Consider the following 25,144-nt stretch of genomic DNA (forward strand, 5'->3'; position numbering starts at 1 on the left):
GACCGTTAAGCCCGCTTCAATTGTAATTATCTTTTATCTAAATACTACTTTAATGTTGCTGCGTGAGCCATTCCTAGCTTAGCATTAGACATTTGAGATCCAGACCAAAAAGGTACAGCGATATCGGCAAAGTCTTTTTGAGACTGCCAAACTTTAGCAAAGAACGGATTCTTAGCTGAGTTTTTTTCTAAAGCTGCTTTTGCTGCAGCCATATACGCTGGGAAGTAGTCAGCTGGTGTATCATGTAAAATAACACCATGCTTCGTGGTTAGCTCATGTAGGGCTTTTCCATTTTCGTATATTCTGTAACTCATTGATTTTGATAAAGATGCATTTGCAGCAACTTCTAAAGCTTTTTTCTCTAAAGCAGACATCTTTTTGTACTTAGAGCCTGTAATATAGAAGTCAGCATTTACTACTACTTGGTGAAGACCTTGTAGGTAATAATGTTTTAGAACTTTCTGGAAACCAAATGTCATATCCGGCTTAGGACAACACCATTCAGCAGCATCAATTGTTCCCGCTTCAAGAGCTGGTAAAATATCTCCACCACCCATTGCAACAGAAGCTACACCAATGTCTTTATAAGTTTGGCCAGGAATTCCCGGAGGAGTTCTGAACTTGTACTTTCTAAAGTCAGCCATGCTATTAATTGGCTCTTTGAACCAACCTAAAGCTTCAGGGCCTACTGGTTGTAACATAAATCCTTTGATGTCTCTTCCCATCTCTGTCCATAGTTGGTCGTAAAGTTCTTTACCACCACCGTATTGGAACCAAGATAAAAAAGCGATGTTATCGATACCAACACCTGCACCTGCAACTGGCGAACCAAATAACATAGCTGCTGGGTGATCGCCTGACCAATAGTGAGTCCAAGCAAAACCACAATCAATTAATCCTTTATCAACTGCATCTAAAGTTTCTTTTACACCTACTACTGATCCAGCTGGCATAATTTCGAACTTAAGTGATCCACCCGTTAGTTCAGTAACTGTATCAGTGAAGTCTTTCAACATCACCACTTCATCAGCTTTTGCACTAATTACGGTTTGACACTTAAGAGTTTGCGCAGATGCACCCGTTACTGTCATTACAGTAAGTAGAAGCGATCCAACAAACAATGATATGATTTTTTTCATATTTATTTTTCCTCTCGTTGTGTTTTTAATAAAAAAAAGAACTCTTTCAAATAAACAAATCTAAAACAAGAGCTAATATCATTATTAACAACCTAATATTACCGTGAACACTAGTATTTTTAATTTTACAGATTATAAACTCATTGTTCGAATGGATAATTTTGATTATATAATTATTGGTGCTGGGTCAGCTGGCTGTGTTTTAGCTAATAGACTTACAGAAAATCAAAATAACAAAGTACTTTTAATTGAAGCTGGGGGGAACGATTCCTACCCATGGATTCATATTCCAGTTGGGTATTATAAAACAATGCATAATCCAAAAACGGATTGGTGTTATAAAACAGAGCCTGATGAAACGATGGAAAACAGATCTATACCCTACCCTAGAGGAAAAACTCTTGGTGGAAGCTCATCTATAAACGGACTACTTTATATAAGAGGGCAAGAGCAAGATTATGATATTTGGAGGCAATTGGGAAATAAGGGTTGGAGCTGGAATGATGTTTTGCCTTATTTTTTAAAAGCTGAAAATCAAGAGCGAGGCCAAAGTCAATTTCATGGTGTTGGTGGACCATTATCTGTTTCAGACCAAAGAATAAAATTACCTATATTAGATGCTTTCATGAATGCAGCTCAAGAAATTGGTATTCCTAAAGTGAATGATTTTAACAAGGGTAATAATTTTGGATGTGGTTACTTTCAAGTAACAGAAAAGAATGGCTTAAGATGTAGCACGGCTGTAGGGTATTTAAGTCCAATTAAGAATAGAAAAAATTTAAAGATTGAAACAAAGTGTCATGTTGAAAAGGTAAACTTTGAAAATAAAAAAGCTGTCAGTATTTCTTACTGGAAAAATAATCAATCTTTTACAACTAAAGCAAACAAGGAAATAATTTTAAGTGCTGGTTCAATTGGTTCTGCACAAATTCTTCAAACTTCTGGTATTGGTAATGGTGAAAAATTATCTAAACTTGGAATTGATGTTGTAAAAAACTCTATTGGTGTAGGTAAGAACTTACAAGACCATTTAATGTTTAGACCTGTTTATAAAGTTAAAAATATTAAAACTTTGAATAAAAAGATTAACAGTCTAATTGGTAAATTAATGATTGGAATGGAATATGTTTTTTTAAGAAGTGGTCCAATGACTATGGGTGCTAGTCAACTTTGTGGATTTGCAAAAAGTGACTCATCTAAAGAAACTCCTAATTTACAATTTCACGTTCAACCAATTAGTACGGATAAATTGGGTGGTTCAAATTTACATGATTTTGCTGCATTCACCCCTACTGTTGCAAACATCAGACCGACGAGTAAAGGTGAAATTAATATTATAAGTAAAGACAGTAGAGAAAATCCAAAGATTAAGATGAATTATCTTTCAAGTGATGAAGATCGGATAGTAGCTGCTAAAGGTTTAAGATTAATTAGAAAAATTGTTTTAGAAAGCAATGAATTTAAACAATATGAACCTGAAGAATTTAGACCTGGTGCCAATATTCAAGATGACGAAGAGCTAGTGAAAGCTGCAAGTAATTACGCACAAACAATATTTCATCCAGTAGGAACTTGTAAAATGGGTCAAGACGATATGGCTGTTGTTGATGACCAATTAAAAGTTCATGGTATAAAAAATTTAAGAGTGATTGATGCTTCTATAATGCCCAATATCACCTCTGGTAATACTAATGCACCTACAATAATGATTGCAGAAAAAGGTGCTGATATGATACTAAGCAACTAATGTTTGCAGAATTATTTGGACCTGAACAACTTGTAATCTTAGGTCAAATCATATTTATAGATTTAGTCTTAGCAGGAGATAATGCCATTATTATTGGAATGGTTGCTTCTAAATTTCCAGCAGAACAAAGAAAAAAGGTAATCTTTTGGGGAATAGGTGGTGCGGTAATTTTAAGAATTATCTTAACCATGTTAACTGCCTATTTATTACAAATAACAGGATTAAGACTGATAGGCGGATTACTTCTCCTTTATATAGTCTACAAACTCTACACAGATGTGATCAAAGGTCAGTCAGGTGATGAAGATATTAAAGTAGATAATTCAAGTTTTATGAAGGCTATTTGGACAGTTTTACTTGCTGATTTTACAATGAGTTTGGATAATGTTTTAGGTGTTGCCGGCGCTGCTGGTGATCACTATGTATTGTTAATATTTGGTTTGGCTTTATCAATAATTCTTATGGCAACAGCTGCTACAGTTATATCAAGATGGATTAATGAATACAAATGGATAGCTTGGATTGGCTTAATTGCTATACTAGTTGTTGCAATCGAATTAATCTATACTGATTTAAAATTATTTATTTAAATGTACTTACAAAAAATAAATCTTAAAAACAAATATGCATTAGTTACAGGTGCTGGTAAGGGATTAGGAAGAGCCTGCTCTATTGCTCTTGCTGAAGCTGGAGCTACAATTATTGCATTAAGTAGAACTCAATCAGATCTTGATAAACTTGAAAAAGAAATAAAAAAGATAAAAGGTAAAGTTATCAAAGTTAGTTGCGATGTAATGAATTACAAAGAATTAAAAGAAAATTTAGATAAGATTAAAATTATAGATATTTTAGTTAATAATGCTGGTACAAATATCCCAGAACCTTTTGAAAAAATTAAGCAAGAAAGTATGAACTACTTAGTAGATTTAAACCTTAAAGCAGCTTTTAATGTGGCTCAATTAGTTGTTAAAAAAATGTTAAAAAATAAAAAAAGAGGTGGATCAATTATTAATATGTCCTCTCAACTTGGCCATGTTGGAATGGCTGGTAGAAATGTTTATAATATGACAAAATTTGGTATTGAAGGTTTAACTAAAGGTATGGGTGTTGAGCTTGCAAAAAACAATATTAGGGTAAATACAGTGGCCCCAACTTTTGTTGCAACACCAATGGTTAAAAGGTTTTTTAAAAATAAAGAATTTAAAAAACTAGCATTAGTAAACATTCCCATGGGGAAATTAGCAACAGAAAGTGACGTTGCAACAAGTGTTTGTTTTTTAGCATCTTCAGCATCATCAATGATTACGGCCACATCAATCTTAGTAGACGGCGGATGGACTGCAAAGTAATATATAGATTGCTTTTATTAGTAGCGTTATTTTTTTCAACTCAATCTTTTGCAGTAGAATTTGAAGGAAAATTTATTCAAGGACATTTCATTATTGGAAAAACTGAACCTGGTACATCGATTTTTATAGATAAAAAAAAAGTTAAAGTCTCAAAAGATGGTTATTTTGCATTTGGAATTGAAAAAGATAGAAAATTTGACATTACAATCACTGAAAACGATAACAAGATTGTAAAAAAAATAAAAAAGAGAAAATATAATATTCAAAAAATTGATGGCCTACCTAAAAAAAAGGTAACACCACCTGAAGAATTTTACGTAAGAATTAAAAAAGAAAATAAATTAATAGCTGATGCAAGAGAGATTGAAAGTGACTTACAGTTTTTTAAAGAAAAGTTTATTATTCCTGTTGATGATGCAATAATTACTGGTGTTTATGGCAGTCAAAGAATTTTAAATGGCATACCCAAATGGCCCCACTATGGTTTGGATTTTGCCCAAAAAAAGGGTACTCCTGTTAAAGCAATGAACAACGGTATTGTTACTCTAGCTGAAAAGGACTTATTTTATACAGGTGCAACTTTAATATTTGATCATGGTCATGGAATTTCAACTCTCTACATGCATATGGATGAAATTTTTGTAAATGTAAGTGATCATGTTAAAAAAGGAGATATCATCGCAACTGTTGGTTCTTCAGGTAGATCAACTGGACCTCATCTTGACGTAAGGCTTAATTGGTTTGGCACTAGACTAGATCCTGCAACTATACTAAACATTCAATAATGAAAAAAACCTTATTAGAAAAAACAGCAGATAAATTAGTTAATGCATTTATTAACAATAAAATAATCGCACCTCTTCCAACAAAATTTACAAAAACATTAAGTGAAGCTCAAAAGCTAAGAAAATTATGTGAGAGTAAAGTTAAAGATCCAATAATTGGATTTAAAGCTGCAGGAACAGGTATACCTGTCATGAAAAAACTTAAAGAAAAGAAGCCCTTCTATGCTTCTATTTTTGAAAAGAATTTTATAAAAAGTGGAAAAAAAGTAAAAATTAATAAGTCCACTTTAGGTGTAGAGCTTGAAGTTTGTTACTTAATTAAGAAAAACTTTTTCTCATCAAAGGGATCAATTACTTTGAAAAATGTGACAAAGCATATTTCGCATATGGCTCCTTGCATTGAGGTTATCGGTTATAGACAAAAGAAAAAAGGCATAACTAGTTTTGGTGATTTATGTAGTGATTTTGGTGCAAATGTTAAGTTTTTGATTGGACAAAAAAAAAAATACAGAAAAATTAATATTGGAAACTTAAAGACAAATATTGCTAATAAAAAAATTGGACAAAGTGTCGATGGAAATACAAACACTGTTTATATAAATCCCTTAAACTCACTTAGGTTTGTGTTGAATGCACTGAAAAAAGATAAAGTAAATCTTGATAAAGATTTTTATGTATTCACCGGATCAACTGTTGGTGTTGTGCCAATTTTAGGTAAAGGCCTTTACATTGGAAAGGTAGCTCAACTTGGTTCAGCTAAAGCAATTATTCACTAAATTTTAGTATATCATTTAACAAAAGCCTTAATAATTAACAATAATTTGGGTTTGTTTTAATATGAACAAATTAAAATTTAAGCTTACTTGTGCTTAATATTTTTAAAAGTTATAGTTTTAATTATGGCATTGCACTTTAGCAAACAAGAATTTAAAAAAAGAAAACTAGCCATATTAAATTCTATGAAAGAGCAAAAACTAGATGCTCTTTTAATGTTCAGACAAGAGTCTATGTTTTGGCTTACAGGGTATGACACCTTTGGTTATGTTTTTTTTCAAACTTTAATATTAGACCAAAAAGGAAACATTATTCTCTTAACAAGGGCTCCAGATTTAAGACAAGCACAAAACACTTCGAACATTGAAGATATAAAAATTTGGGTAGATAAAGACCAATCTAACCCTACAGATGATCTTAAAATCATCTTAAATGAACTAAATTTAAAAGATAAAAAAATTGGAATTGAATATGAAGCTTACGGTATGACAGGTCGTAATGCTTTAAGACTCAATAAATCACTAGAAAGTTATTGTGAAGTAGAAGATCAATCTGAATTAATTACTAAGCATAGGGTTATTAAATCACAAGAGGAGATTGTTTATGTAAAAAAAGCTGCAGAACTTGCCGATCAAAGTCTTGATGAAGCGTGGAAATATGCAAGAGCTGGCGCTAGTGAGTCAAAAATTTTAGCTGAAATGCAAAGAGTTGTTTTAGAAGGTGGTGGTGATTACCCAGCAAATGAATATATTATTGGCTCAGGACACAACGCATTACTATGTAGATATCAATCTGAGAAAAAAATTCTATCAGAAACTGATCAGTTAACTATTGAATGGGCTGGAACATATAAACATTATCACTCTGCAATGTTTAGAACTATTCCTATTGGTAAAGCTGATCCAAAACATATTAAGATGCATGAGGCTTGTGTTGAGGCTTTAAGTAATTGTGCAAAGACTTTAATACCAGGAAAAACCGCTGGAGATGTATTTGATATGCACGCTAAAACTTTTGATGACCTTGGATACAATGAAGCAAGAATGAATGCTTGTGGTTATTCGTTGGGTGCAACCTTCTCTCCCAACTGGATGGACTGGCCAATGCTGTACACAGGTAATCCTTATGTAATAAAACCTGGAAATGTCTTTTTTATGCATATGATTTTAATGGATTCAGATACTAAACTAGCAATGAATTTAGGTGAAACTTATTTGGTAACTGAGAATGGTAACGAAAGGTTAGGAAAACAAAAGCTAGATTTGGTAGTTCTTTAGATTATAGTTTTAAGTGTGTTACTAACAATTAAAAAATCAATAATTTAGATGAATTCATTAAAATTATTATGGATCAAAAATTAAAATCAGAAATTGATAACATGTTAATGAATTATGAAAAAAAAAATTTTAAGATAGCAAGAGATTTAGCACTGAATATAACTAAACAATTGCCTAATGACACATTAGCATGGAAAATTCTTGGGGCGACATATAGTCAAATAGGACAATTAAAAAATTCATTAAGAGCTAATCAAAAAGTTATAGAACTTACTCCACAGGATGCAGAAGCTTATAGTAATTTGGGTGTTACTTTTGAGATGCTTGAGAGATTTGATGAAGCGGTAGAAAATTATAAGAAAGCAATTAATCTTAATTCTGAGTATGTAATGGCTTATAATAATCTTGGCGTTGTACTTCATAAACTTAATAGGCTAGAAGAAGCAGAAATAAATTATAAAAAATCAATAGCACTGAAGCCAGATTATGTCGAGGCATACTATAATCTTGGAAATATTTACCTTAGTTTGGAAAAATTTGAAGAAGCTATTAAAAAATACTCTCAGGCGTTAGAACTTAACCCAAAATATAAACCGGCACAGGAAAATTTAATATCGATTTTAAGTTATTTTTCACCTAGCAAAGAAATTAAAAACCCAATTGTAATTGTAAATAATAGTATTAAGAAAATTAAAAATAATTTTACCCTTAACGATGGAATTAAGAAAAATGATTTAATAAATTTTTTTGAAGATTCTAATAGAATTATTCAAGATAATATTAAAAAAGTTTCATATAATAAAACTCAAATTTATCGAACTAATACTACAAACTTAAATTGTGAGAGGCACTTTAAGGTATTTAACAAGCATAAAATTATACCAAAGTTTTGCTTTAGTTGCTTCAAGGTTCAAATTGAACCAAAAAATGTATTGGAATTAATTAACTTATTTTTTATTTTTGATAAATTGAAGCTTACTCATAACAATATAAGAAAATGTATGATTGAATTTAGGCCTAACGTTGTAGAGCCGTATAAAGGGTTAATTTATTGCACCACTATGGATGAGGCAAATGAAATTTTACAAATAGTTTCACCTATTATTAATAAGTTTATTAAGTGTAAAATCAAAATTAAAAGAGGATGCACAGAGTATGGTGAAGCATTCCCTGATTATAAAAAGATAGACAAAAAAAGTAAAGGTTTTATGAAATATAAGGAAGTGTGGAGCGAAAAAGAAAAAAAATTTGATGGTACGCAAACTAAAGCCATTGTAAATCCAAGGGTGTCTCTAGAGGGTATTTCAGTTTCTGATTTTCTAATAATGAATAACTGGCTTAGCTATGCAAAAATGATAAATGATTTTAGTTATAAAGAGATTTATAAAGAGGTAAACTTATCTAATTATATATCTAAAGTAATTTCAGAACAATTAGATTTTCGTAAAAAAAATTTTAACAATAATTAAACTTTTTTTAAAGTATAGATTTAGTGAGGTTTTATTAATAAAAAATAATACTAATTAAAGGTAATATTTTATATGATTGAATAAAATGACTATTGATCAAATAATACAACAAAGTTTAAATGCACATAAAGAAGGAAGACTTGAGGAGGCTGAAAAACTATACTTAAAAGTGTTACAAACCCATCCTTTACATGCTGCTACTAATCATAACTTGGGTGTTATAGCACTTTCTAAGAGCAAGATTGAGTTTGCACTTCCCTTCTTTAAGGTAGCAATTGAAGCTAATCCAAACATAGAACATTTTTGGATCAGCTATATCAATGCACTAATCAAAAAAAATGACTTTGGTGAAGCTGAAGAAAATTCAAAAAAAGCAATAACATTAAACCCAAGTTTTATTACTGTACAAAATACTTTTGCAAATCTGCTTCTAACATTAGGAAGGTTAGATGAATCTGAAAAATATTTTAGACAGGTGATGAAATTGAGTCCAAATTCTGCTGAAGCTCATAATAATTTGGGTGTCGTTCTTCAAACACTTAATAATGTGAATGAAGCAGAGACATTCTTTAAGCATGCAATACAGTTAAAATCAGATTTTGGTGATGCTCATTATAATTTGGGTCTTTTATTAAAAAAAATGCGAAGAGAAAATGAAGCTGATTCAAGTATTGATAATGCAAGAAAACTAAATCCAGATATAAATTACCTATTAGGTGCCTCATTACATATCAAAATGGTTAATTGTAAATGGGATAACTTACCTGCTGATCTCAACAAACTAAAAAAAAAAATTAATGATGGAAAAAAGGTTACCACTCCATTTGCTATGCTCTCACTTATCGATGACCCTAATATTCATAGAAAATCTGCTGAAATATATTTAAACGATAAGTATTCGAAATCTTACGTTTTTCCAAAAATATCTCCTTATCCTGGACATAAAAAAATCAAAATTGGATATTTTTCTCCTAACTTCAATAATCATCCTGTAGCATATTTAACTTCCGAGCTTTACGAAATTCACAATAGAAAAAAATTCGAAATACATGCTTTTTCCTTTGGTGGGGATACAGAAGATGAATTTAATATTCGAATTAAAGAAGGTGTTGATCACTTTCATGATGTGCAAATGATGTCAAATGATGATGTAGTAAAACTTTCAAGGTCTTTAGAAATTGATATTGCCATTGATTTAGCGGGGTATACCGAAGGACATAGAACAAATATATTTGCAATGTCAGTTGCACCAATACAAGTTAATTACTTAGGATATACTGGCACCATGGGTTCAAATTATCACGATTATTACATTGCTGATAAAAGTATTATTACTGAACAAAATAAAAAATATAGTTCAGAAAAAATTGTTTATATGCCCAATAGCTATCTAGTAGATATATCTAAAAAACATGTTTCTGAAACCACATTATTTCGGCACGAAATTGGATTACCTGACGTAGGTTTTATTTTTTGCTGTTTTAATAATAGTTGGAAATTTACACCTTCTGTCTTTGCCAGTTGGATGAGGATACTTAAAGCAACTGATGGTAGTGTATTGTGGCTACTAGTAAATAATATAGATGCTAAAAAAAATTTAAAAGATCAGGCAAAAAAACTTGGAATTAATGAAGAGAGATTAATTTTTGCAACACAAATGCAAGGTGATAAGCATTTAAAAAGAATTCAATTAGCAGATTTATTTCTTGATACACTTCCTTATAATGCTCATATTACAGCAAGTGATGCTTTAAGAGTGGGGTTACCAGTACTCACTTGTACTGGTCTTTCTTTTGCTGCTAGGGTAGCAACCAGTTTGTTAAAAACTGTAAATGTACCTGAATTAATTACCACAACAAAAGAAGAGTATGAGTCGCTAGCTATAGAGCTAGCTAAACATCCAAAAAAATTAAAAATCATCAAAAACAAATTGATTAACAACCTTTCAAAATCACCCTTATATAATAGCAAATTGTTTACAGGGCACCTAGAAGCTGCTTATCTAATTATGTATGAACGTTATAAAAATGGATTAAATGCAGAGGATATTGAAATTAAATCTTAATCAGTAATTATATCCACGTAACTAAAAAAGATTAATGTAAGTCTTGTACCATTCAATAGTTTTTTTAAGTCCAATATTTAAATCAACTTTTTGACTCCAATTGAGCTCTTTTTTTATCTTTGTAAAATTAAGTTTTTGAAAAGAAATTTCATTTTTAGAAGAGTTTAAAATTTTTAAATTAGCCTTCTTATTATCAACAATTTTTGATACTTTATTTGTCATATCTAATACATTTAAATTATATTTAGACCCAACATTATAAACTCTTAAGTTTTCTTTTTTATTTATCAGTACTTTCATGGTTAGATAGTAAGCATTGACAGCGTCACCAACATATAAATAATCTCTTACTAATTTTCCATTAGATCTTATAATAAATTGTTTGTTTTTAATTTTAGAAATTATAAATCCATTTATCAATCTTCCAGTATTAAAATCTCCAGGTCCATATAGATTGCCACATCTTAATATTCCAATCTTTAAATTATAAGTTTTAGCATAAGATTGACAAATTAAATCAGAGCATGATTTTGAAACATCGTATGGAAAAATTGAATTAAGACAAGTTTCTTCTTTATAACTTTTCTTCCCTACTTCACCATAAGCTTTATCTGAAGAGCTATAAATAAATATAATTTTTTTGTTAATCTTTCTAATAATTTCTAAAAAATTTAGTGTGCCAATTATATTATTATTATATGTATATTCCGGATCTTTTAAAGCTAACAAAACTTGAGTTACAGCTCCAGTATGAAAAATAACGTTAATCTTATTTCTTGTTATAATTTTTTTTACATAGTTTTTATTAAGATAATCCCCAAGAAAAACTTTTTTTTTATCAACTTTTAAATAGTTTTTTTTTAAAAAATTTTTTTTTTTATCCAAAATAAATACATTATATTTCTTATCTACTAAAAATTTATAAAGGTTGCTACCTAACAAACCAAAGCCACCAGTGATTAAAATATTTTGCTTCATTAAAGATCTTTGAAAAAATTTTTATTATTTTTATATAATTGTTTTACATTAATTAAGTCTTTTTGGCTATTAACAGTAAAGTGATAGCCTTTATGTATATGACAACTTAGTTTGTTCATTTTACTAATTTTTGGTAAAAAATCAGTCTCTAAATCGTCACCATAATTAGTTTTAATTTTTGAAAATATCTTTGTATTAAAAAAATAAAAACCAATATTGATAGGATCAGGTAATTTAGGTTTTTCATAAAATTTTTTTATCATTTTGTCTTTAATTTTAATATGACCAAAGGGTGAATATTCATTGTAACCAACAGCTATTGCTTCTATGTTTTTTCTTTTAAAATTAAATAACTCTTTCTGAAATGAAATATTTGCAAAAATATCACCATAACAAACACCAAGTTTAGTTGATTTATTATCTAAATATTTTATAGATTTTTTAATTCTATTTAATTTATTTGATTTTAAGCCAGCATCAAAAAGTAGAATATTAATTTTTGATTCTTTAATTTCATTTTTGTCTTTTTTTATAATATTAAGATTATATATTTTAATATTTTTTTTATCATTAAAAAATTGTGTAAAAAAATTTGATTTATATCCCAGTGGTAAAATAAAAAAATTAAAACCATTTTTAAAATAAAACAAAATTATTTCCATTATAATAGGGTGGCTTGATACTTTAGAAAGCTGTTTTGGGAGGTTTTCCTTACTAACAAATCTTTCACCTTTCCCACCAGATAGAATTATAATTGGAATATTTTGGTTAATTTTTTTCATAAATATAATGGTTTTTATAAATAAATTATTATAAATATATATAAAAATGTTCTTTTCGATAATAATCAATACTCACAATCAACATGAGACTATAGAAAGATGTATAAATTCATGTTTAAAACAAAATTTCAAAAAGAAATATGAAATTATAATAGTAGATACTTCAAATAATCAAATTAACAAAAAGATCATTTCTTCAAAAAAAATACGCTATTTTCACTTCAGAAATTTTTCTCAATATCCAGAGATAAATCAAATAAAGAAGATATATGAAGGCTTTAAAAAGTCTAGAGGTAAATGGTTTTGCTTACTAGACGCAGATGATTTCTTTAAAAGTAATAAATTAAAAAATATTTATGATAAGTTTAACATTAATGATGAAATTGTCGTACAGGATGAGTGTTGCTACTACAATTCAGAAAAAAAATTGGTCACTAATTACCCTCACAAAAAGTATAAAAGTTTTTTCTTATATAAAAAAATAATAAATTCTTGGCCTGAAATATATGGAACAAGTTCAATATCTGGAAATTCTAAAATTTTAAAATCATTCTTTAAAAAAGTAAATATTAACAAATGGAATCTATTAGCTATTGATGCTTTGTTTCTTTTATTTGCTTTAAATAAAAAAAAACTACTTTATACAAAAAAAATTTTAACTATCAAAAGTGTAGGTTCTCTCACCGTGGGTAGTAAATACACACCATTTGGTAAAAACTATTGGATGAGAAGAGTTCAGCAGATATCCTATTGGGAAAATATAACTAAAAATAAAATATTCAATTTTGATAAAATAATTGCAAAAATGATTAGTTTTTTTTAGTTCAATTAAATCTGTCCACACTTTGACCTAACCTAATGCTAAAAATTAGTTAAACTGTAACTTTGCAAAAATAATTAGTGTTGATTTTATTGATTGATGGTGCCCCCGCACGGAGTCGAACCGCGGACCTATTGATTACAAATCAATTGCTCTACCAGCTGAGCTACAAGGGCTTTATATATACTCTTCAGTTTCTAGTTTAAAAGTACAATTAAATCAATCCAAAATATTAAGGTTTATTAATCACAAATTAAAAAAAAAAAATTTATCTCTAAAGTAAATTTTAATTAAAGAATTAATTTAAATATCAGCTATTGCTCTCAAACGCTCATAAATCAATCTAGATTTAATTCCAATATCTAAAAATGGTTGAGGAGGTAGCCAAGTTGGCTTAATTTTACTTTCTATTATTTCAATTTCTTTTGTATTATTATTACTTGCTTTAATAGCTATCTGTTCTCCAAATAAAGTCCCAACACCAATTCCAGAACCATTATAACAACCTGCTACAAAGACATTATTATCAATTTTTTCGAAAATTTGTGAGCTATTTCTTGTTCTAGATACAATTCCAGACCAACTAGATTCTATAATATTATTTGCTAGACTTGGAAATCTTTTTTTAATTCCAAGTTTTTGATTTAAAGATCTTTTATCTAAATCTGATTTAGACATTTTAAAAGGACTATGTACTTCTGCTGTGTTTCTTATCAAAATTCTTTTATCTTTTGTCATTCTAATAGTTGCACCCATTGGTCTAACAGGTAGCACACCCCACTCTTTAACCCCACCAATCGATTTATATTCTGTATCAGTTAATGGTCTTGTCATGCTTGCAGTTAAAGTTAAGGGGAAATTATAATTATTTTTTATACTAAGTGATTTTAAAAAACCATTAGTACAAAAAATAATCTTTTTAGTAATTATTTTATGATTATTAAATTTACAAATAATTGTATCGCTATTTTTTGACCATTCATTTAATTGAGTATTTTCTAATAGCTCAACATTATCTGGCAAAATGTCAACCATTGCTCTTACAAGTTTTCCTGGATGTAATAAAATACCTCCTTTAGTATAAAGTGCTAGGTTATAAAAATTTGTACCTAATCTTTTACCTAATTCATCTTTTTCTAAGATATTATGCTCGAAGTTTAGCTTTAATAAAGTTTTGCTAAAATTTTCTAATATCTTTCTATCTTTTTCATTGGATGAGGCAAAATATTTTCCACTTTCATTCCAATCACAATCTACTTGGTGCTCTTTAATAAACTTTTTTACAGCATTAATTCCTAATTTATAAATGTCTGTCTTCTTCTTATAATTAGAAAGTTCTTTATTGGAGGTAAAACCGTCATTAAGAGTAGTATCAACTAAATATCCTGAGTTCCTTCCACTTGCACCCTCGCCTGCTAATTGTGCATCAACAATAATAATTTTTTGATTTGGGTGAAGTTCTGATAATTTTCTAGCAGCAGATAAACCTGTAAAGCCAGCACCTATTATTAACCAGTCGCAGGATTTATCTCTATCTAAAGTTATTATATTAGATCTTCTACCAAGCTCATTAATCCAACTACAACTAGTATCATTAACTACATTCATGTAGTTAGATTATGACAGATAAGAAATTTTTAAAAGATATTAAGATACCAAAGAAGGTTGCTTGATCATGTCTTCTTTATTGATCCCTGCAACTTTAACTGGTCTTTTCATAGCATCTCTTCTGAAAGGCTCTCCCAGTTCTTGGTTAAGAATTACTTCAATAAACGTTGTAATTCCTTTCTTTTGATCTTCACATGATTGCTTGATAGCAGCTGTAGTTTCTTCCATGGTTCGAACGGTAACGCCTTTTAAACCACAAGCATCAGCAACTTTTGCATAACTTAATTCTGGATCAAGCTCTGTTCCAACAAAATTATCGTCAAACCATAAAGTAGTATTTCTTTTTTCGGCACCCCATTGGTAGTTTCTAAAAATTACCATTGAAATTGCTGGCCATTCTGGTCTTGCTACTGAGCTCATTTCATTCATGCTAATACCAAATGCACCGTCACCTGCAAAACCAACTACCGGTGTATCAGGACATCCAATTTTTGCTCCAAGAATTGCTGGAAAACCATAGCCACAAGGACCAAATAATCCTGGTGCTAAATATTTTCTACCTTTTTCAAATGTAGGATAAGCATTGCCAATTGCACAGTTATTTCCAATGTCGCTTGATATAATAACATCATCAGGCATTCCTGCTTGAATTCCTCTCCATGCTTCTCTAGGAGACATTCTGTCTGCATCTCTTTTTCTAGCTTCTGCATTCCAAACTGTACCTTCATCATCATCTTCATGATCTAAACTTGATAACTCTTGTAACCAAGCAGATTTAGTTTGGTGAATTGTATTTTTTCTCTCTTCTCTATTTACGTCACCTGCTGTTGGTGAAAGTTGAGCTAAAATTTGCTGAGATACTAATTTTGCATCACCACAAATACCAACAGATACTTTTTTAGTTAAACCAATTCTATCTGAATTCATATCAACTTGAATAATACTTGCATCTTTAGGCCAGTAATCCATTCCATAACCAGGTAATGTTGAGAAAGGATTTAATCTTGTACCGAGTGCAAGAACAACGTCAGCTTTTTTAATTAGTTCCATTCCAGCTTTTGATCCATTGTATCCTAAAGGTCCAGCAGCTAGTGGATGACTTCCCGGGAAACTATCATTATGCTGATACCCTGAGCAAACTGGGGCATCTAGTTTTTCAGCTAATTTTTTACAATCTTCAATTGCTCCACCAATTACAACACCCGCACCAGATAATATTACTGGAAACTTAGCGTTTGATAATAAGTCAGCTGCTTTTTTAATTGCATCAACTCCACCTGCTTGTCTCTCAAGTCTAACAATTGGAGGAAGATCAATATCAATTACTTGTGTCCAATAATCTCTTGGAACATTTATTTGTGCAGGAGCTGATCCTCTAATCGCTTTTTCAATTACTCTATTTAACACTTCTGCCATTCTTGAAGCGTCTCTAACCTCTTCTTGGTAGCAAACCATGTCTTTAAATAAATTCATTTGTTCTACTTCTTGAAATCCACCCTGACCCATAGTTTTATTGGCAGCTTGAGGTGTTACTAACAATAGTGGTGTGTGGTTCCAGTATGCAGTTTTAATTGGCGTAACAAGACCTGTAATTCCAGGACCGTTTTGAGCAATGACCATTGACATTTTACCAGTAGATCTTGTGTAACCATCAGCAATTAATCCACCGTTTGTTTCATGAGCAACGTCCCAAAAGGTAATTCCAGCATCAGGAAAGATATCTGAAATAGGCATAAAGGCTGAACCAATAATTCCGAATGCGTGTTCAATTCCATGCATTTGTAAAACTTTTACAAAAGCTTCTTCTGTTGTCATTTTAGTCATAATAATTAGGCCTTTCTGCTTAAGTTGTTAAAAAAATCTATAAATAAATTGTTAATTTTAAAGATTAATATATAAGAATTAAAAAATTTCAAACAAACAAATCGACACAATTATGGCTACAGATATTATTATACATGACGAAAAGGACAACGTAGGGGTAGTTGTTATTGATAAAATCACTCCAAAACAAGATTGCGCATGCTGGATTATGGAGAATGATAAAACAATTCAAATTCAATCAGTAGATGAAATTCAATTAGGACATAAAATTGCAATGGTTGACCTTAATGAGGGTGATACTATTTTAAAATATGGTCATGATATTGGAAAAGTAGTTAAATCAATCAAAAAAGGTGAACATGTTCATGTTCACAATGTAAAAACCAAGAAGTGGTAAAAAATATGGAAATTCCAAAAAGTTTTTTAGGTTATAAAAGAGAAAATGGCAGAGTTGGTACTAGAAACCACGTAATCATCTTACCTGTAGATGATATCTCAAATGCTTGTGCTGAAGCTGTAGCAAATAATATTAAAGGTACAATGGCCCTTCCTCACTCTTATGGAAGACTTCAATTTGGTGCTGACTTAGATCTACATTTTAGAACGATGATTGGGACTGGAAAAAACCCTAACGTTGCTGCTGTAATTGTTATCGGAATTGAGCCTAAATGGACAAAAAGAATTGTTGATGAAATTGCTAAAACTGGAAAACCAGTTGAGGGATTTCATATTGAAAGAACTGGTGACATTGGAACAATTATGAAGGCTTCTAAAAAAGCTCAGGAATTTGCAATGTGGGCTTCTGAAAAACAAAGAGAAGAATGTCCTTTAAGTGATTTATGGATTTCAGTTAAATGTGGTGAATCTGACACAACATCAGGTCTTGCTGCTAACCCAACAGTTGGAAACTTAATGGATAAATTAGAGCCATTAGGAGTTCATTTATGTTTTGGTGAAACGTCAGAGTTAACTGGTGCTGAAAAAGTTTGTGCTACACGAGGTGCCACCCCTGAAGCTTCTGAAAAATTCATGAAAACATGGAGTGATTATAATGATTTCATTTTAAAAGAAGCAACAGATGACCTTTCAGAAAGCCAACCCACAGCAGGAAATATTGCAGGTGGCTTGACTACAATTGAAGAAAAAGCATTTGGAAACTTCCAAAAAATTGGAAATTGTAAATTTATTGATGTTTTAGAACCAGCTGAAGAGCCTACTAAAGGAAAAGGATTATACTTTATGGACACTTCATCTGCTGCAGCGGAATGTATTACACTTCAAGCAGCAGCTGGATTTAACATTCACTTATTCCCAACAGGTCAAGGTAATATCGTGGGTAACCCCATAGAACCTGTTGTTAAGTTAACTGCCAACCCACTAACTGTAAAAGGTATGGGTGAGCATATTGATTGTGATGTATCAAAAATACTATCACGTGAGATGACTATGTCTGAAGCAGGTGATGAGTTAATAAAATCTATGATTAGGGTAGCAAATGGCAGATTAACTTGTGCTGAAGCTTTAGGTCATAAAGAGTTTGTTATGACTAAGCTTTATAGAAGTGCTTAAAAATTCATCTAATATTAATTAATGATATTTAAAAAATACTTGGTTGTTGTACCAGGTATTATTTTAGCTTTTGTTCTCTACACTTTATCACAAGGTTTAAATAATATTATTGGTATTGAGATATTAGGTTATGCTAAGAGCCCAATATCTACAGCTATGATTGCTATCTTGATGGGAATTATTCTTGGAAACATATTTAAAATGAGAGAAGGCTTTTTACTTGGTTTAGATTTTACTCAAAAATATATTTTAAAACTTGGAATAATTTGCCTTGGCATTCAGCTAAAACCATTTGAATTTTTAAAATTTGGTACAGTTGCTATTCCATTAATTATTGTCTGTATCATAAGTGTATTAGTTGTAATTAAATTACTTATTAAAAAATTAAAAATTTCTACAAAAATGGCCTACTTGATTTCTATTGGTAGTACAGTTTGTGGAACAACTGCTATTATGGCAACAGCTCCAATAATTAAAGCAAACAAAGGTGAGGTTGCTTACGCTATAGCAAACATTACTGTATTTGGAATTATCTCAATGTTAATTTACCCCTATTTTGCAAATATTTATTTTAATGGAGATCCTATGTATGTGGGGCTTTTTTTAGGTACGGCTATTCATGAAACTTCACAAGTAGCAGCTGCAGGATTAATTTATGATCAACAATTTAATAGTCCTGAAACCTTAAATGTTGCGACTGTAACTAAATTGATACGAAATACTTTTTTGATTATAATGATTCCTCTATTTGCATATTTATTTAACAGAAATAAAACAAAGAAAAATAATTATTCCATATTAGATATTTTCCCATATTTTGTCTTAGGGTTTATTGGAATGATTATATTCAGAAATATTGGAGACCAGGTATTTTTAACTGAAAATTCACAAATCTTATGGCAACACTCAGTAACAACTATTAAAGATTCAGCTAAAGTTTTCTTAAGTATGGCAATGGCTGCTGTTGGTTTGTCTACTAATTTAAAAGACCTAAAATCAATGGGTTATAAACCCTTCATTGTTGGGTTGGTTGCAATGGTAACTGTTGGTTTAGTAAGTATTATTGCAATGCAAACTTTTACTAAATTATTTTTATAAGTTTGAAAAGATTTAGAATCTACTAATTTGCTTATTAAGTGCTAAAAGTAAATTTTTGATAGAAAAAAAGAAGAAGTTTAATATTTTCAATAAATACGCCACTGGCAAAAATAAAAACCATAAATAGATAATTGTTAGTTTTTTTAATATTGGTGTTACTGATTTGTAAATTATGGAAAAATAATACATAAATAATTTATATATAATAATTTGTAGTACTTGTAAGTAGTTTATTAATGATAATTTTACAGCTCTAAAGAGATAGAAATTTAATATTGGTTAATAATGATTTATATATTTAAATACCTTATTTTATTATACACTAAAAAAGTGAGTATATTAGAAGATCATTCAAAGACTATATGTGCATCACTTCTTCATGATTTAATAGAAGTTAACAAAGGTAATACTTCAATAAAATTTTTTAGAAAAGACTTAACAACAATGATAATTTGGTTATTTATTATGCATTCGTATGCTAATAAAGAAAAAATAAACATTGAAGATATTGCTAGAGAACTTGCATCCAATACCAGAATTTCAAAACCTTCATTAAGGTTAATATTAGAGAATGCTAAAGAAAAAGGATTTTTAAAATTTACTCTCAATGAAAATGACAATAGATCTTGGATAATAGAGCCAGAAATCATAACTATAGAAGAATTTAACGCATGGTGCAAAAGAATTGGCTCATTGGAAATTTCATAATTTTTTGACTATTAAAAAATCTATAACGTTACTAATTATTATCTTTTTGACAATTACTAAAGTAAATGCGGCAACTGCAAATTGCTCAGGTGGAGAGTGTGAATTTGATTATAGTCATCATTATAAATACGCTAAAACAAATTGTTTTCAAAATTTAAGATTTGAAGAAGTTGAGACAGCATTTATGTACTTTACAATATTAAAAACTGGGCAGGAATGTAAGGTTTTAGAGAGCCACAATTAAAATTAATACAAAAAATTAATTAAAAATATTATTAATCTCACCATCTAAATCTTTCTTTATTTTAGATGTATTTTTATCTTCTTGAATGTTATTATTAGAAACTTCATCAATTGTTTTGGTAGTAATATAATCATCTTTTACATTTTCTTTTATAAAAGGAGCCTCCAATACATTATCATTGATTAAAGAATTATTTAATTCTTGGATTTGCTTATAAATATTATTTTTTTGTAATTCTAATTCAGTAAAATTATTTTTAATTTTAGTATAACTATTTTGTAGAGAAATTAATTCATCTGATAGTCTTATGTTTTCTTCTTGATAAAATTTTACTTTATTATTTAATTCCTCTGTTTGTTCAATAGTTAACAGTGGTTTTGTATAATCTAGTTTTAATTTGTTAATAGTATCTTGTAGCTTTCTATTATTAGAAATATATCGACTTATAGAGTTTTTTAACTCGTTATTATTTATTTCTAAAGTTCTATTCAAATGGATAGTTTCTTGTAATTTTTTTTTAATCTTATTTGAATTTAATTTAAGATCATTTGTATTTTTTTTATAATTATTTAAAAGTATTTGTTGATGGTTAATAATATTAGACTGTATTTTATTTTGGTCTAATAAATTTTTTTCTTGATACAATAACTTGAGTTCATTTTCTTGAGCATTAATAGAATTATTAATTGATATTGTTTTTTCATTAATATAATCATTAATTTTATTTGTTATATTTTTAATTGAAATAAAATCATTATCAAAATGAGATTTTTCTTTTAAGGGTAAAACTTTTTTATTAGTTAAATATTTGATCTTAATAAGTTGGTTAATCCTCAATATTTCATGATTGGTATTTAAAGATGAATTTACTTCATTATCTAAGATTAAAGGAATATGGGAATTAAAAGAATTGTTATCATCTTCATTCATGTCATCTAAAATAATTAATCTATTTTGTTACTTCTCCAAAAAAAACTTCGCTTTTTCTTATTTTTTTCATCCTTTTCATAACTTTGAAAATTTACTACATCAGTATGTTTATCATTTACCCTGATTGATTCATTGTTTTTTGTTTCATTTATATAGGGTTGTATTTTCATCTTTAAAAAATTTGTTTTTTTTTCAATAGTTTCATTTTTATTTAAAATATTTTCTGAGGTTTTCTTAACTTCATTTTCCATTTGAGCAATTTGAATTTCTAAATTAGCTTGGACTATATTGAGCTTCTCTGTATCAGTAACGCGTTTTTCAAATAAACTAATTCTTTCTTCTAATAACTTTTGTTTATTTAATTCTTCTTTTTTTAAATCTAATTCTTTTTCTAACTCGTGAATTTTTTCGTTATGTTTGGTATTTAATTCATTTATTTTTATTTCTTGGTTATTGAGATCTAGATCTAATTCAGTCAATTTATTTTCAAGATAAAGAGTCATTGAATTATAAGTCCAATTTTCATTGCAATATTCACAGGTAATTAGCTGACCTTCTAAACTAATATCGTCTTCAATAAAAGTAAGATTTTTTTTACAATTTTTACATTCCAATATCATAATTAAAAATTTAACTTGTTAGAAATTATGAGTCAATAATTATGAATATAAATAAATTTTATAAATTATTTTTAGATAATAATGTTAATAACTAGTATTAGTAAATAATTTTAAATTTTAGCAAAAATTCTATTAATTACCTCATCTAAACTTTTTTGTTCCGTATTATTTAATTTATTTATGTCTTTTTTAACTTCGTCAGGAAATATTTTAACAAAAGATGATGGAATAATGTTTGTTTTATCTTCTATAGATATATTTAATTCTTTAATTTTATTGGATATTTTTTCTTTTTCTATTTTGATGTCATTTAAATTTTCTTTAATTTTGTTGTTATTTTTTTGTGTATTTAATAATTCACTAGACAATCTAACATTTTCATTTTGATAAAATTTTATTTTTTTTGTTTCATCTTCTGACTTTAAGTTTTTAGAATTTTCAATTAAATTTATTTTCTCCTGTAATTTTTTATTATTAACAATATATCTAGATATAGTATTTTTTATTTCAGCATTATTAATTTCAAAAGACCTGTTTTGTAATATTGACTCATCAAGTTTTAATTTGATGTTGTTTATATTATTTTTTAATTCAATATTTTCAATATTTAATTGATCTTTATTAATGGTAAATTGATTCAATTTATTTTCAAAAGAGTTACTGGTAATTTTTAATATATGATTGTCTTTTAAAACTAATTCGTAATTATTTTTAAGTATTTGATAATCATCTTTTAATTTATTTTCATTTTGTTTTAAAAAATTAATTTTATTTTTTAAATTTTTAATTTCTAATTGTTCTTCAATAATTAACTTAAGTGTATTTTTCTTAATCTTTTTTGTAAAATATAAATAAAGCTCATTTACCATATGATCTTTAACAATGGGTTTAATATTTATTTTATAGTTAATCCTATTTATTTTGTTATTAATTAATAGATCCTCTTCTAATAAATTAGATTGTTTTATTTGAGAGTTAATATCTTTTTTTTTATTTTGTAATAGTCTTTTATGATTATTATCAATATTTTTTTTAATAATAGTTTTAGTTTTTGGTTTTAAGAAATCGTTAGTAGCTTTTACTATTTCTTGTATTGAATAAATATTCATAAAAATTTATGATTTATTTTCATAAAATTTATTTTATTCACTTATTGGTTGCACTAATAGATAATGAAATCTTATTAATAATTTTTACAAACTTTATTTCTGTAAATTACTTATAAACAGACGACTTTCCACATCATCACTTAAACATACACTAGTTAATTTACCTGAAAAAAAACAGCCAGTGTCAATATTTATTCTATATGGATGATTTGTGATATTTTCTACAGGTGTGTGACCATGAATAATAATTTTTTTGGCTTTAAAACTTTTATCAAAAAATTCAGGAGATCTTGACCACAAATAATCTTTCCTTGTTTGTTCAGATAGATTTTTCATGGGATCTACTCCAGCATGTGCAAATAGATATTTTTTAGTTGAAAACGATTCCTCTAAATTATTAAAAAAATTTATATGCTCATCACTCATTTTTTCTAAAAATGTATTTCTTAATCTATCAATAATTTCATCATCGAAACCATCTTTTATAAAATCAACTATTTCAATATCATAACTTTTAAAGGTTTGATCTGCTCCAAATTGCAACCATTTTTTTATATTGTTAATTTTCTTGAATAAAAAATCTACCAAAAACTCTTCATGGTTACCCATCAAATGTATTGTTTTTATATTATTACTTTTTAATTTAATGATTTGATCTATGACTTGTTTTGACTTTAAACCTCTGTCAATATAATCACCTAAATAAATTATTAAATCATCTTTTATTTTAAATTTATCATTAGTGAAGATTTTTTCATGAAGGAAAGTTAATTCTCTTAGGCAGCCATGTATATCACCTATCGCATATATTTTCATGTTTATTTAATCTACTTTTTGAAATAACACTACAAAGACAGTTTTAATTAAAATATAAAAATCTAACATTAGGTTCCAATTTTTTATATAATATAAATCATGTTGAACACGTTTATCCATCGATCCTTTTTCTGTGGTGGGCCCTCTTGCACCATGCACTTGTGCCCAACCAGTGATTCCTGGTAAACATTTATGTCTTTGCATAAAATTGTTTACCTCTTTTGAGTAATATTTTGTATGATCAAGCATATGAGGTCTTGGCCCAACTATTGACATATCTCCTTTGATAACATTATAAAATTGAGGCAATTCATCAACACTTAGTCTTCTAATAATCTTACCAATTTTTAAAACTCGTTTATCACCACTTGTCACCTGTTGTGAATCTGAGGCAGATTTGTGTTTGTATAAAGACCGAAGTTTAAAAATATTAAATGATTTACCATCCCAACCAGTTCTTTTTTGTTTAAAAAAAATAGGAAAACCATTTTCAAATAAAATACAGAGTGAAAAAAATATGATGATTGGCAGGGTAATTAATAAAAAAAATAAAGATAAAAATTTATCAAGTAAATTTTTTATAAAAAAACTTGTTCCATAAAATGGTGAAAATGAGACATTGTAAAAGTCAAATCCAGCCTCATTATCCAAACCTTCAACGAATTTAAATTTTGATTCAGGTAAAATTAAACGGCAATCAACTGAGTAATTTAAAAATTTATCAATTAAATTTTCTATATACGATTGAGTTTTTTCTGAAGAAACTATCCATATTTGTCCAATATAATGATGATTTAATATATAATCATAATCATCATTTAGTTTAAAGCTGGGAACTCCGTAAAAATTTAAATCTTTACTATCTGTTTGATCGATTGCTATTATGCATTTAATAACTGAATTACTTACTTTTTTTGGAAAATTATGAATAATATTCTGACAAGCAATGGCATCACCTATTAAAAGAACGTTTCTTTGTATTAAATTTGACTTTATTAATTGAGAGTAAACATAATCAAAAAAAACCTTAAAAAATAAAAATAAAAAATAGGATATTGCTATATTGCTAAATAGCCATAAACGGGAATAATTATCACTTATTTTTAACATTACTGTGATCATAATAGCTATTATAAATGTTTGGGTAAGTACCATAAGCTCAACCCTAAACCATTGAGCTATTCCTCTTTTAAATCTATTTTCTTTAGACTTAAAAAGTGACAATACAATAAAAATTAATGAGATTATTACAGTGGCTTCTATATATCTTTCAGGTAATACCCAGGTTTTATTTCTTAGGAAGTAAGAAAGACTTGAGCTTAAATAAAGTATAAGTGCTAAAAATAAACGATAAATTATTAAAAAAAATTTATCATCTCTTTGAAATATTTTTTCAATCAGCATTTTGAACGACTATTTTCAGTTTTATGTAA

Annotated in this window: 24 protein-coding genes and 1 tRNA gene; 14 read left to right on the top strand and 11 right to left on the bottom strand. The window is 28.4% G+C overall.

All coding sequences use genetic code 11. From position 1 onward, the window contains the following. Positions 1-44: 44 nt before the first annotated feature. Positions 45-1,139: a TRAP transporter substrate-binding protein gene (locus tag ABXT39_RS03975; protein ID WP_415286961.1), complete on the bottom strand. Its 1,095-nt coding sequence runs from the start codon at positions 1,137-1,139 to the stop codon at positions 45-47. Positions 1,140-1,290: 151 nt separating this feature from the next. Here ABXT39_RS03975 and ABXT39_RS03980 point away from each other — a divergent pair, with 151 nt between their 5' ends. The 8 genes from ABXT39_RS03980 (at position 1,291) to ABXT39_RS04015 (ending at position 10,605) form a co-directional block, all read left to right on the top strand. Continuing rightward, positions 1,291-2,886 (top strand): GMC family oxidoreductase, encoded by a 1,596-nt coding sequence (locus ABXT39_RS03980; RefSeq protein WP_415294384.1) that lies wholly within the window; start codon positions 1,291-1,293, stop codon positions 2,884-2,886. Continuing rightward, complete coding sequence (locus ABXT39_RS03985) at positions 2,886-3,476, top strand: TerC family protein (RefSeq protein ID WP_415286959.1); 591 nt, start codon at positions 2,886-2,888, stop codon at positions 3,474-3,476. Before ABXT39_RS03980 ends, ABXT39_RS03985 begins: the two co-directional genes overlap by 1 nt. After that, positions 3,477-4,235 (top strand): SDR family NAD(P)-dependent oxidoreductase, encoded by a 759-nt coding sequence (locus ABXT39_RS03990; RefSeq protein WP_415294386.1) that lies wholly within the window; start codon positions 3,477-3,479, stop codon positions 4,233-4,235. Next, positions 4,220-5,020 carry a M23 family metallopeptidase gene (locus ABXT39_RS03995; protein WP_415294388.1) on the top strand — a complete coding sequence of 267 codons (801 nt, stop codon included), beginning with the start codon at positions 4,220-4,222 and terminating at the stop codon, positions 5,018-5,020. The genes ABXT39_RS03990 and ABXT39_RS03995 overlap by 16 nt, the downstream gene beginning before the upstream one ends. After that, a complete protein-coding gene (locus ABXT39_RS04000; RefSeq protein ID WP_415294389.1) occupies positions 5,020-5,796 on the top strand; it encodes a fumarylacetoacetate hydrolase in 777 nt (258 codons plus the stop codon). Before ABXT39_RS03995 ends, ABXT39_RS04000 begins: the two co-directional genes overlap by 1 nt. A gap of 123 nt (positions 5,797-5,919) precedes the next feature. Beyond that, entirely contained in the window at positions 5,920-7,071 is a 1,152-nt protein-coding gene (locus ABXT39_RS04005) for a M24 family metallopeptidase (protein WP_415294390.1), read from the top strand. Positions 7,072-7,139: 68 nt separating this feature from the next. After that, a complete protein-coding gene (locus ABXT39_RS04010; RefSeq protein ID WP_415294391.1) occupies positions 7,140-8,540 on the top strand; it encodes a tetratricopeptide repeat protein in 1,401 nt (466 codons plus the stop codon). 85 nt (positions 8,541-8,625) lie between these two features. Then, complete coding sequence (locus ABXT39_RS04015) at positions 8,626-10,605, top strand: tetratricopeptide repeat protein (protein WP_415294392.1); 1,980 nt, start codon at positions 8,626-8,628, stop codon at positions 10,603-10,605. 21 nt (positions 10,606-10,626) lie between these two features. On the opposite strand, the gene ABXT39_RS04020 is transcribed toward ABXT39_RS04015, so the two are convergent. After that, on the bottom strand, positions 10,627-11,583 hold the full coding sequence (locus ABXT39_RS04020) for a GDP-mannose 4,6-dehydratase (protein ID WP_415294393.1): 957 nt from the start codon (positions 11,581-11,583) through the stop codon (positions 10,627-10,629). After that, positions 11,583-12,365, bottom strand: a complete 783-nt coding sequence (locus ABXT39_RS04025; protein WP_415294394.1) for a nucleotidyltransferase family protein — start codon at positions 12,363-12,365, stop codon at positions 11,583-11,585. Before ABXT39_RS04025 ends, ABXT39_RS04020 begins: the two co-directional genes overlap by 1 nt. A gap of 46 nt (positions 12,366-12,411) precedes the next feature. On the opposite strand from ABXT39_RS04025, the gene ABXT39_RS04030 reads away from it, so the two are divergent. Continuing rightward, complete coding sequence (locus tag ABXT39_RS04030; RefSeq protein ID WP_415294395.1) at positions 12,412-13,188, top strand: glycosyltransferase family 2 protein; 777 nt, start codon at positions 12,412-12,414, stop codon at positions 13,186-13,188. Between the two features lie 97 nt (positions 13,189-13,285). On the opposite strand, the gene ABXT39_RS04035 is transcribed toward ABXT39_RS04030, so the two are convergent. The 3 genes from ABXT39_RS04035 to xsc all read right to left on the bottom strand — a co-directional run bounded on the left by ABXT39_RS04035 (position 13,286) and on the right by xsc (position 16,617). Next, a tRNA-Thr gene (locus tag ABXT39_RS04035) sits at positions 13,286-13,361 on the bottom strand. 127 nt (positions 13,362-13,488) lie between these two features. Beyond that, on the bottom strand, positions 13,489-14,793 hold the full coding sequence (locus ABXT39_RS04040) for an NAD(P)/FAD-dependent oxidoreductase (RefSeq protein WP_415294396.1): 1,305 nt from the start codon (positions 14,791-14,793) through the stop codon (positions 13,489-13,491). Between the two features lie 39 nt (positions 14,794-14,832). Continuing rightward, a complete protein-coding gene (xsc, locus tag ABXT39_RS04045; protein WP_415294398.1) occupies positions 14,833-16,617 on the bottom strand; it encodes a sulfoacetaldehyde acetyltransferase in 1,785 nt (594 codons plus the stop codon). Between the two features lie 112 nt (positions 16,618-16,729). Between xsc and ABXT39_RS04050 the strand changes: the two genes are divergently transcribed. The 5 genes from ABXT39_RS04050 to ABXT39_RS04070 all read left to right on the top strand — a co-directional run bounded on the left by ABXT39_RS04050 (position 16,730) and on the right by ABXT39_RS04070 (position 20,236). After that, positions 16,730-17,014 (top strand): UxaA family hydrolase, encoded by a 285-nt coding sequence (locus ABXT39_RS04050; RefSeq protein WP_415276172.1) that lies wholly within the window; start codon positions 16,730-16,732, stop codon positions 17,012-17,014. Between the two features lie 5 nt (positions 17,015-17,019). Beyond that, positions 17,020-18,186 carry a UxaA family hydrolase gene (locus ABXT39_RS04055; protein WP_415294400.1) on the top strand — a complete coding sequence of 389 codons (1,167 nt, stop codon included), beginning with the start codon at positions 17,020-17,022 and terminating at the stop codon, positions 18,184-18,186. A 21-nt stretch (positions 18,187-18,207) separates the two neighbouring features. Then, the gene (locus ABXT39_RS04060) at positions 18,208-19,284 is read left to right on the top strand and encodes a YeiH family protein (RefSeq protein WP_415294402.1); all 1,077 of its coding nucleotides are present in this window, start codon (positions 18,208-18,210) and stop codon (positions 19,282-19,284) included. 330 nt (positions 19,285-19,614) lie between these two features. Then, positions 19,615-19,992, top strand: a complete 378-nt coding sequence (locus ABXT39_RS04065) for a MarR family transcriptional regulator (RefSeq protein ID WP_415294404.1) — start codon at positions 19,615-19,617, stop codon at positions 19,990-19,992. 46 nt (positions 19,993-20,038) lie between these two features. After that, entirely contained in the window at positions 20,039-20,236 is a 198-nt protein-coding gene (locus ABXT39_RS04070) for a hypothetical protein (protein ID WP_415294406.1), read from the top strand. 15 nt (positions 20,237-20,251) lie between these two features. Here the strand turns inward: ABXT39_RS04070 and ABXT39_RS04075 are convergent, their stop codons facing one another. The 5 genes from ABXT39_RS04075 to ABXT39_RS04095 all read right to left on the bottom strand — a co-directional run bounded on the left by ABXT39_RS04075 (position 20,252) and on the right by ABXT39_RS04095 (position 25,115). Continuing rightward, positions 20,252-21,166 carry a hypothetical protein gene (locus ABXT39_RS04075; RefSeq protein ID WP_415294408.1) on the bottom strand — a complete coding sequence of 305 codons (915 nt, stop codon included), beginning with the start codon at positions 21,164-21,166 and terminating at the stop codon, positions 20,252-20,254. 14 nt (positions 21,167-21,180) lie between these two features. Further along, positions 21,181-21,786: a hypothetical protein gene (locus tag ABXT39_RS04080; protein WP_415294410.1), complete on the bottom strand. Its 606-nt coding sequence runs from the start codon at positions 21,784-21,786 to the stop codon at positions 21,181-21,183. 110 nt (positions 21,787-21,896) lie between these two features. Next, complete coding sequence (locus tag ABXT39_RS04085; RefSeq protein ID WP_415294412.1) at positions 21,897-22,895, bottom strand: hypothetical protein; 999 nt, start codon at positions 22,893-22,895, stop codon at positions 21,897-21,899. A 93-nt stretch (positions 22,896-22,988) separates the two neighbouring features. After that, positions 22,989-23,711: a metallophosphoesterase family protein gene (locus tag ABXT39_RS04090; RefSeq protein WP_415294413.1), complete on the bottom strand. Its 723-nt coding sequence runs from the start codon at positions 23,709-23,711 to the stop codon at positions 22,989-22,991. A 6-nt stretch (positions 23,712-23,717) separates the two neighbouring features. Next, positions 23,718-25,115 (bottom strand): exopolysaccharide biosynthesis polyprenyl glycosylphosphotransferase, encoded by a 1,398-nt coding sequence (locus ABXT39_RS04095; RefSeq protein WP_415294415.1) that lies wholly within the window; start codon positions 25,113-25,115, stop codon positions 23,718-23,720. Positions 25,116-25,144 lie beyond the last annotated feature (29 nt).

The sequence above is a fragment of the Candidatus Pelagibacter sp. Uisw_113 genome (assembly GCF_047717815.1).
In the GTDB taxonomy this organism is placed as follows: Bacteria; Pseudomonadota; Alphaproteobacteria; order Pelagibacterales; family Pelagibacteraceae; genus Pelagibacter.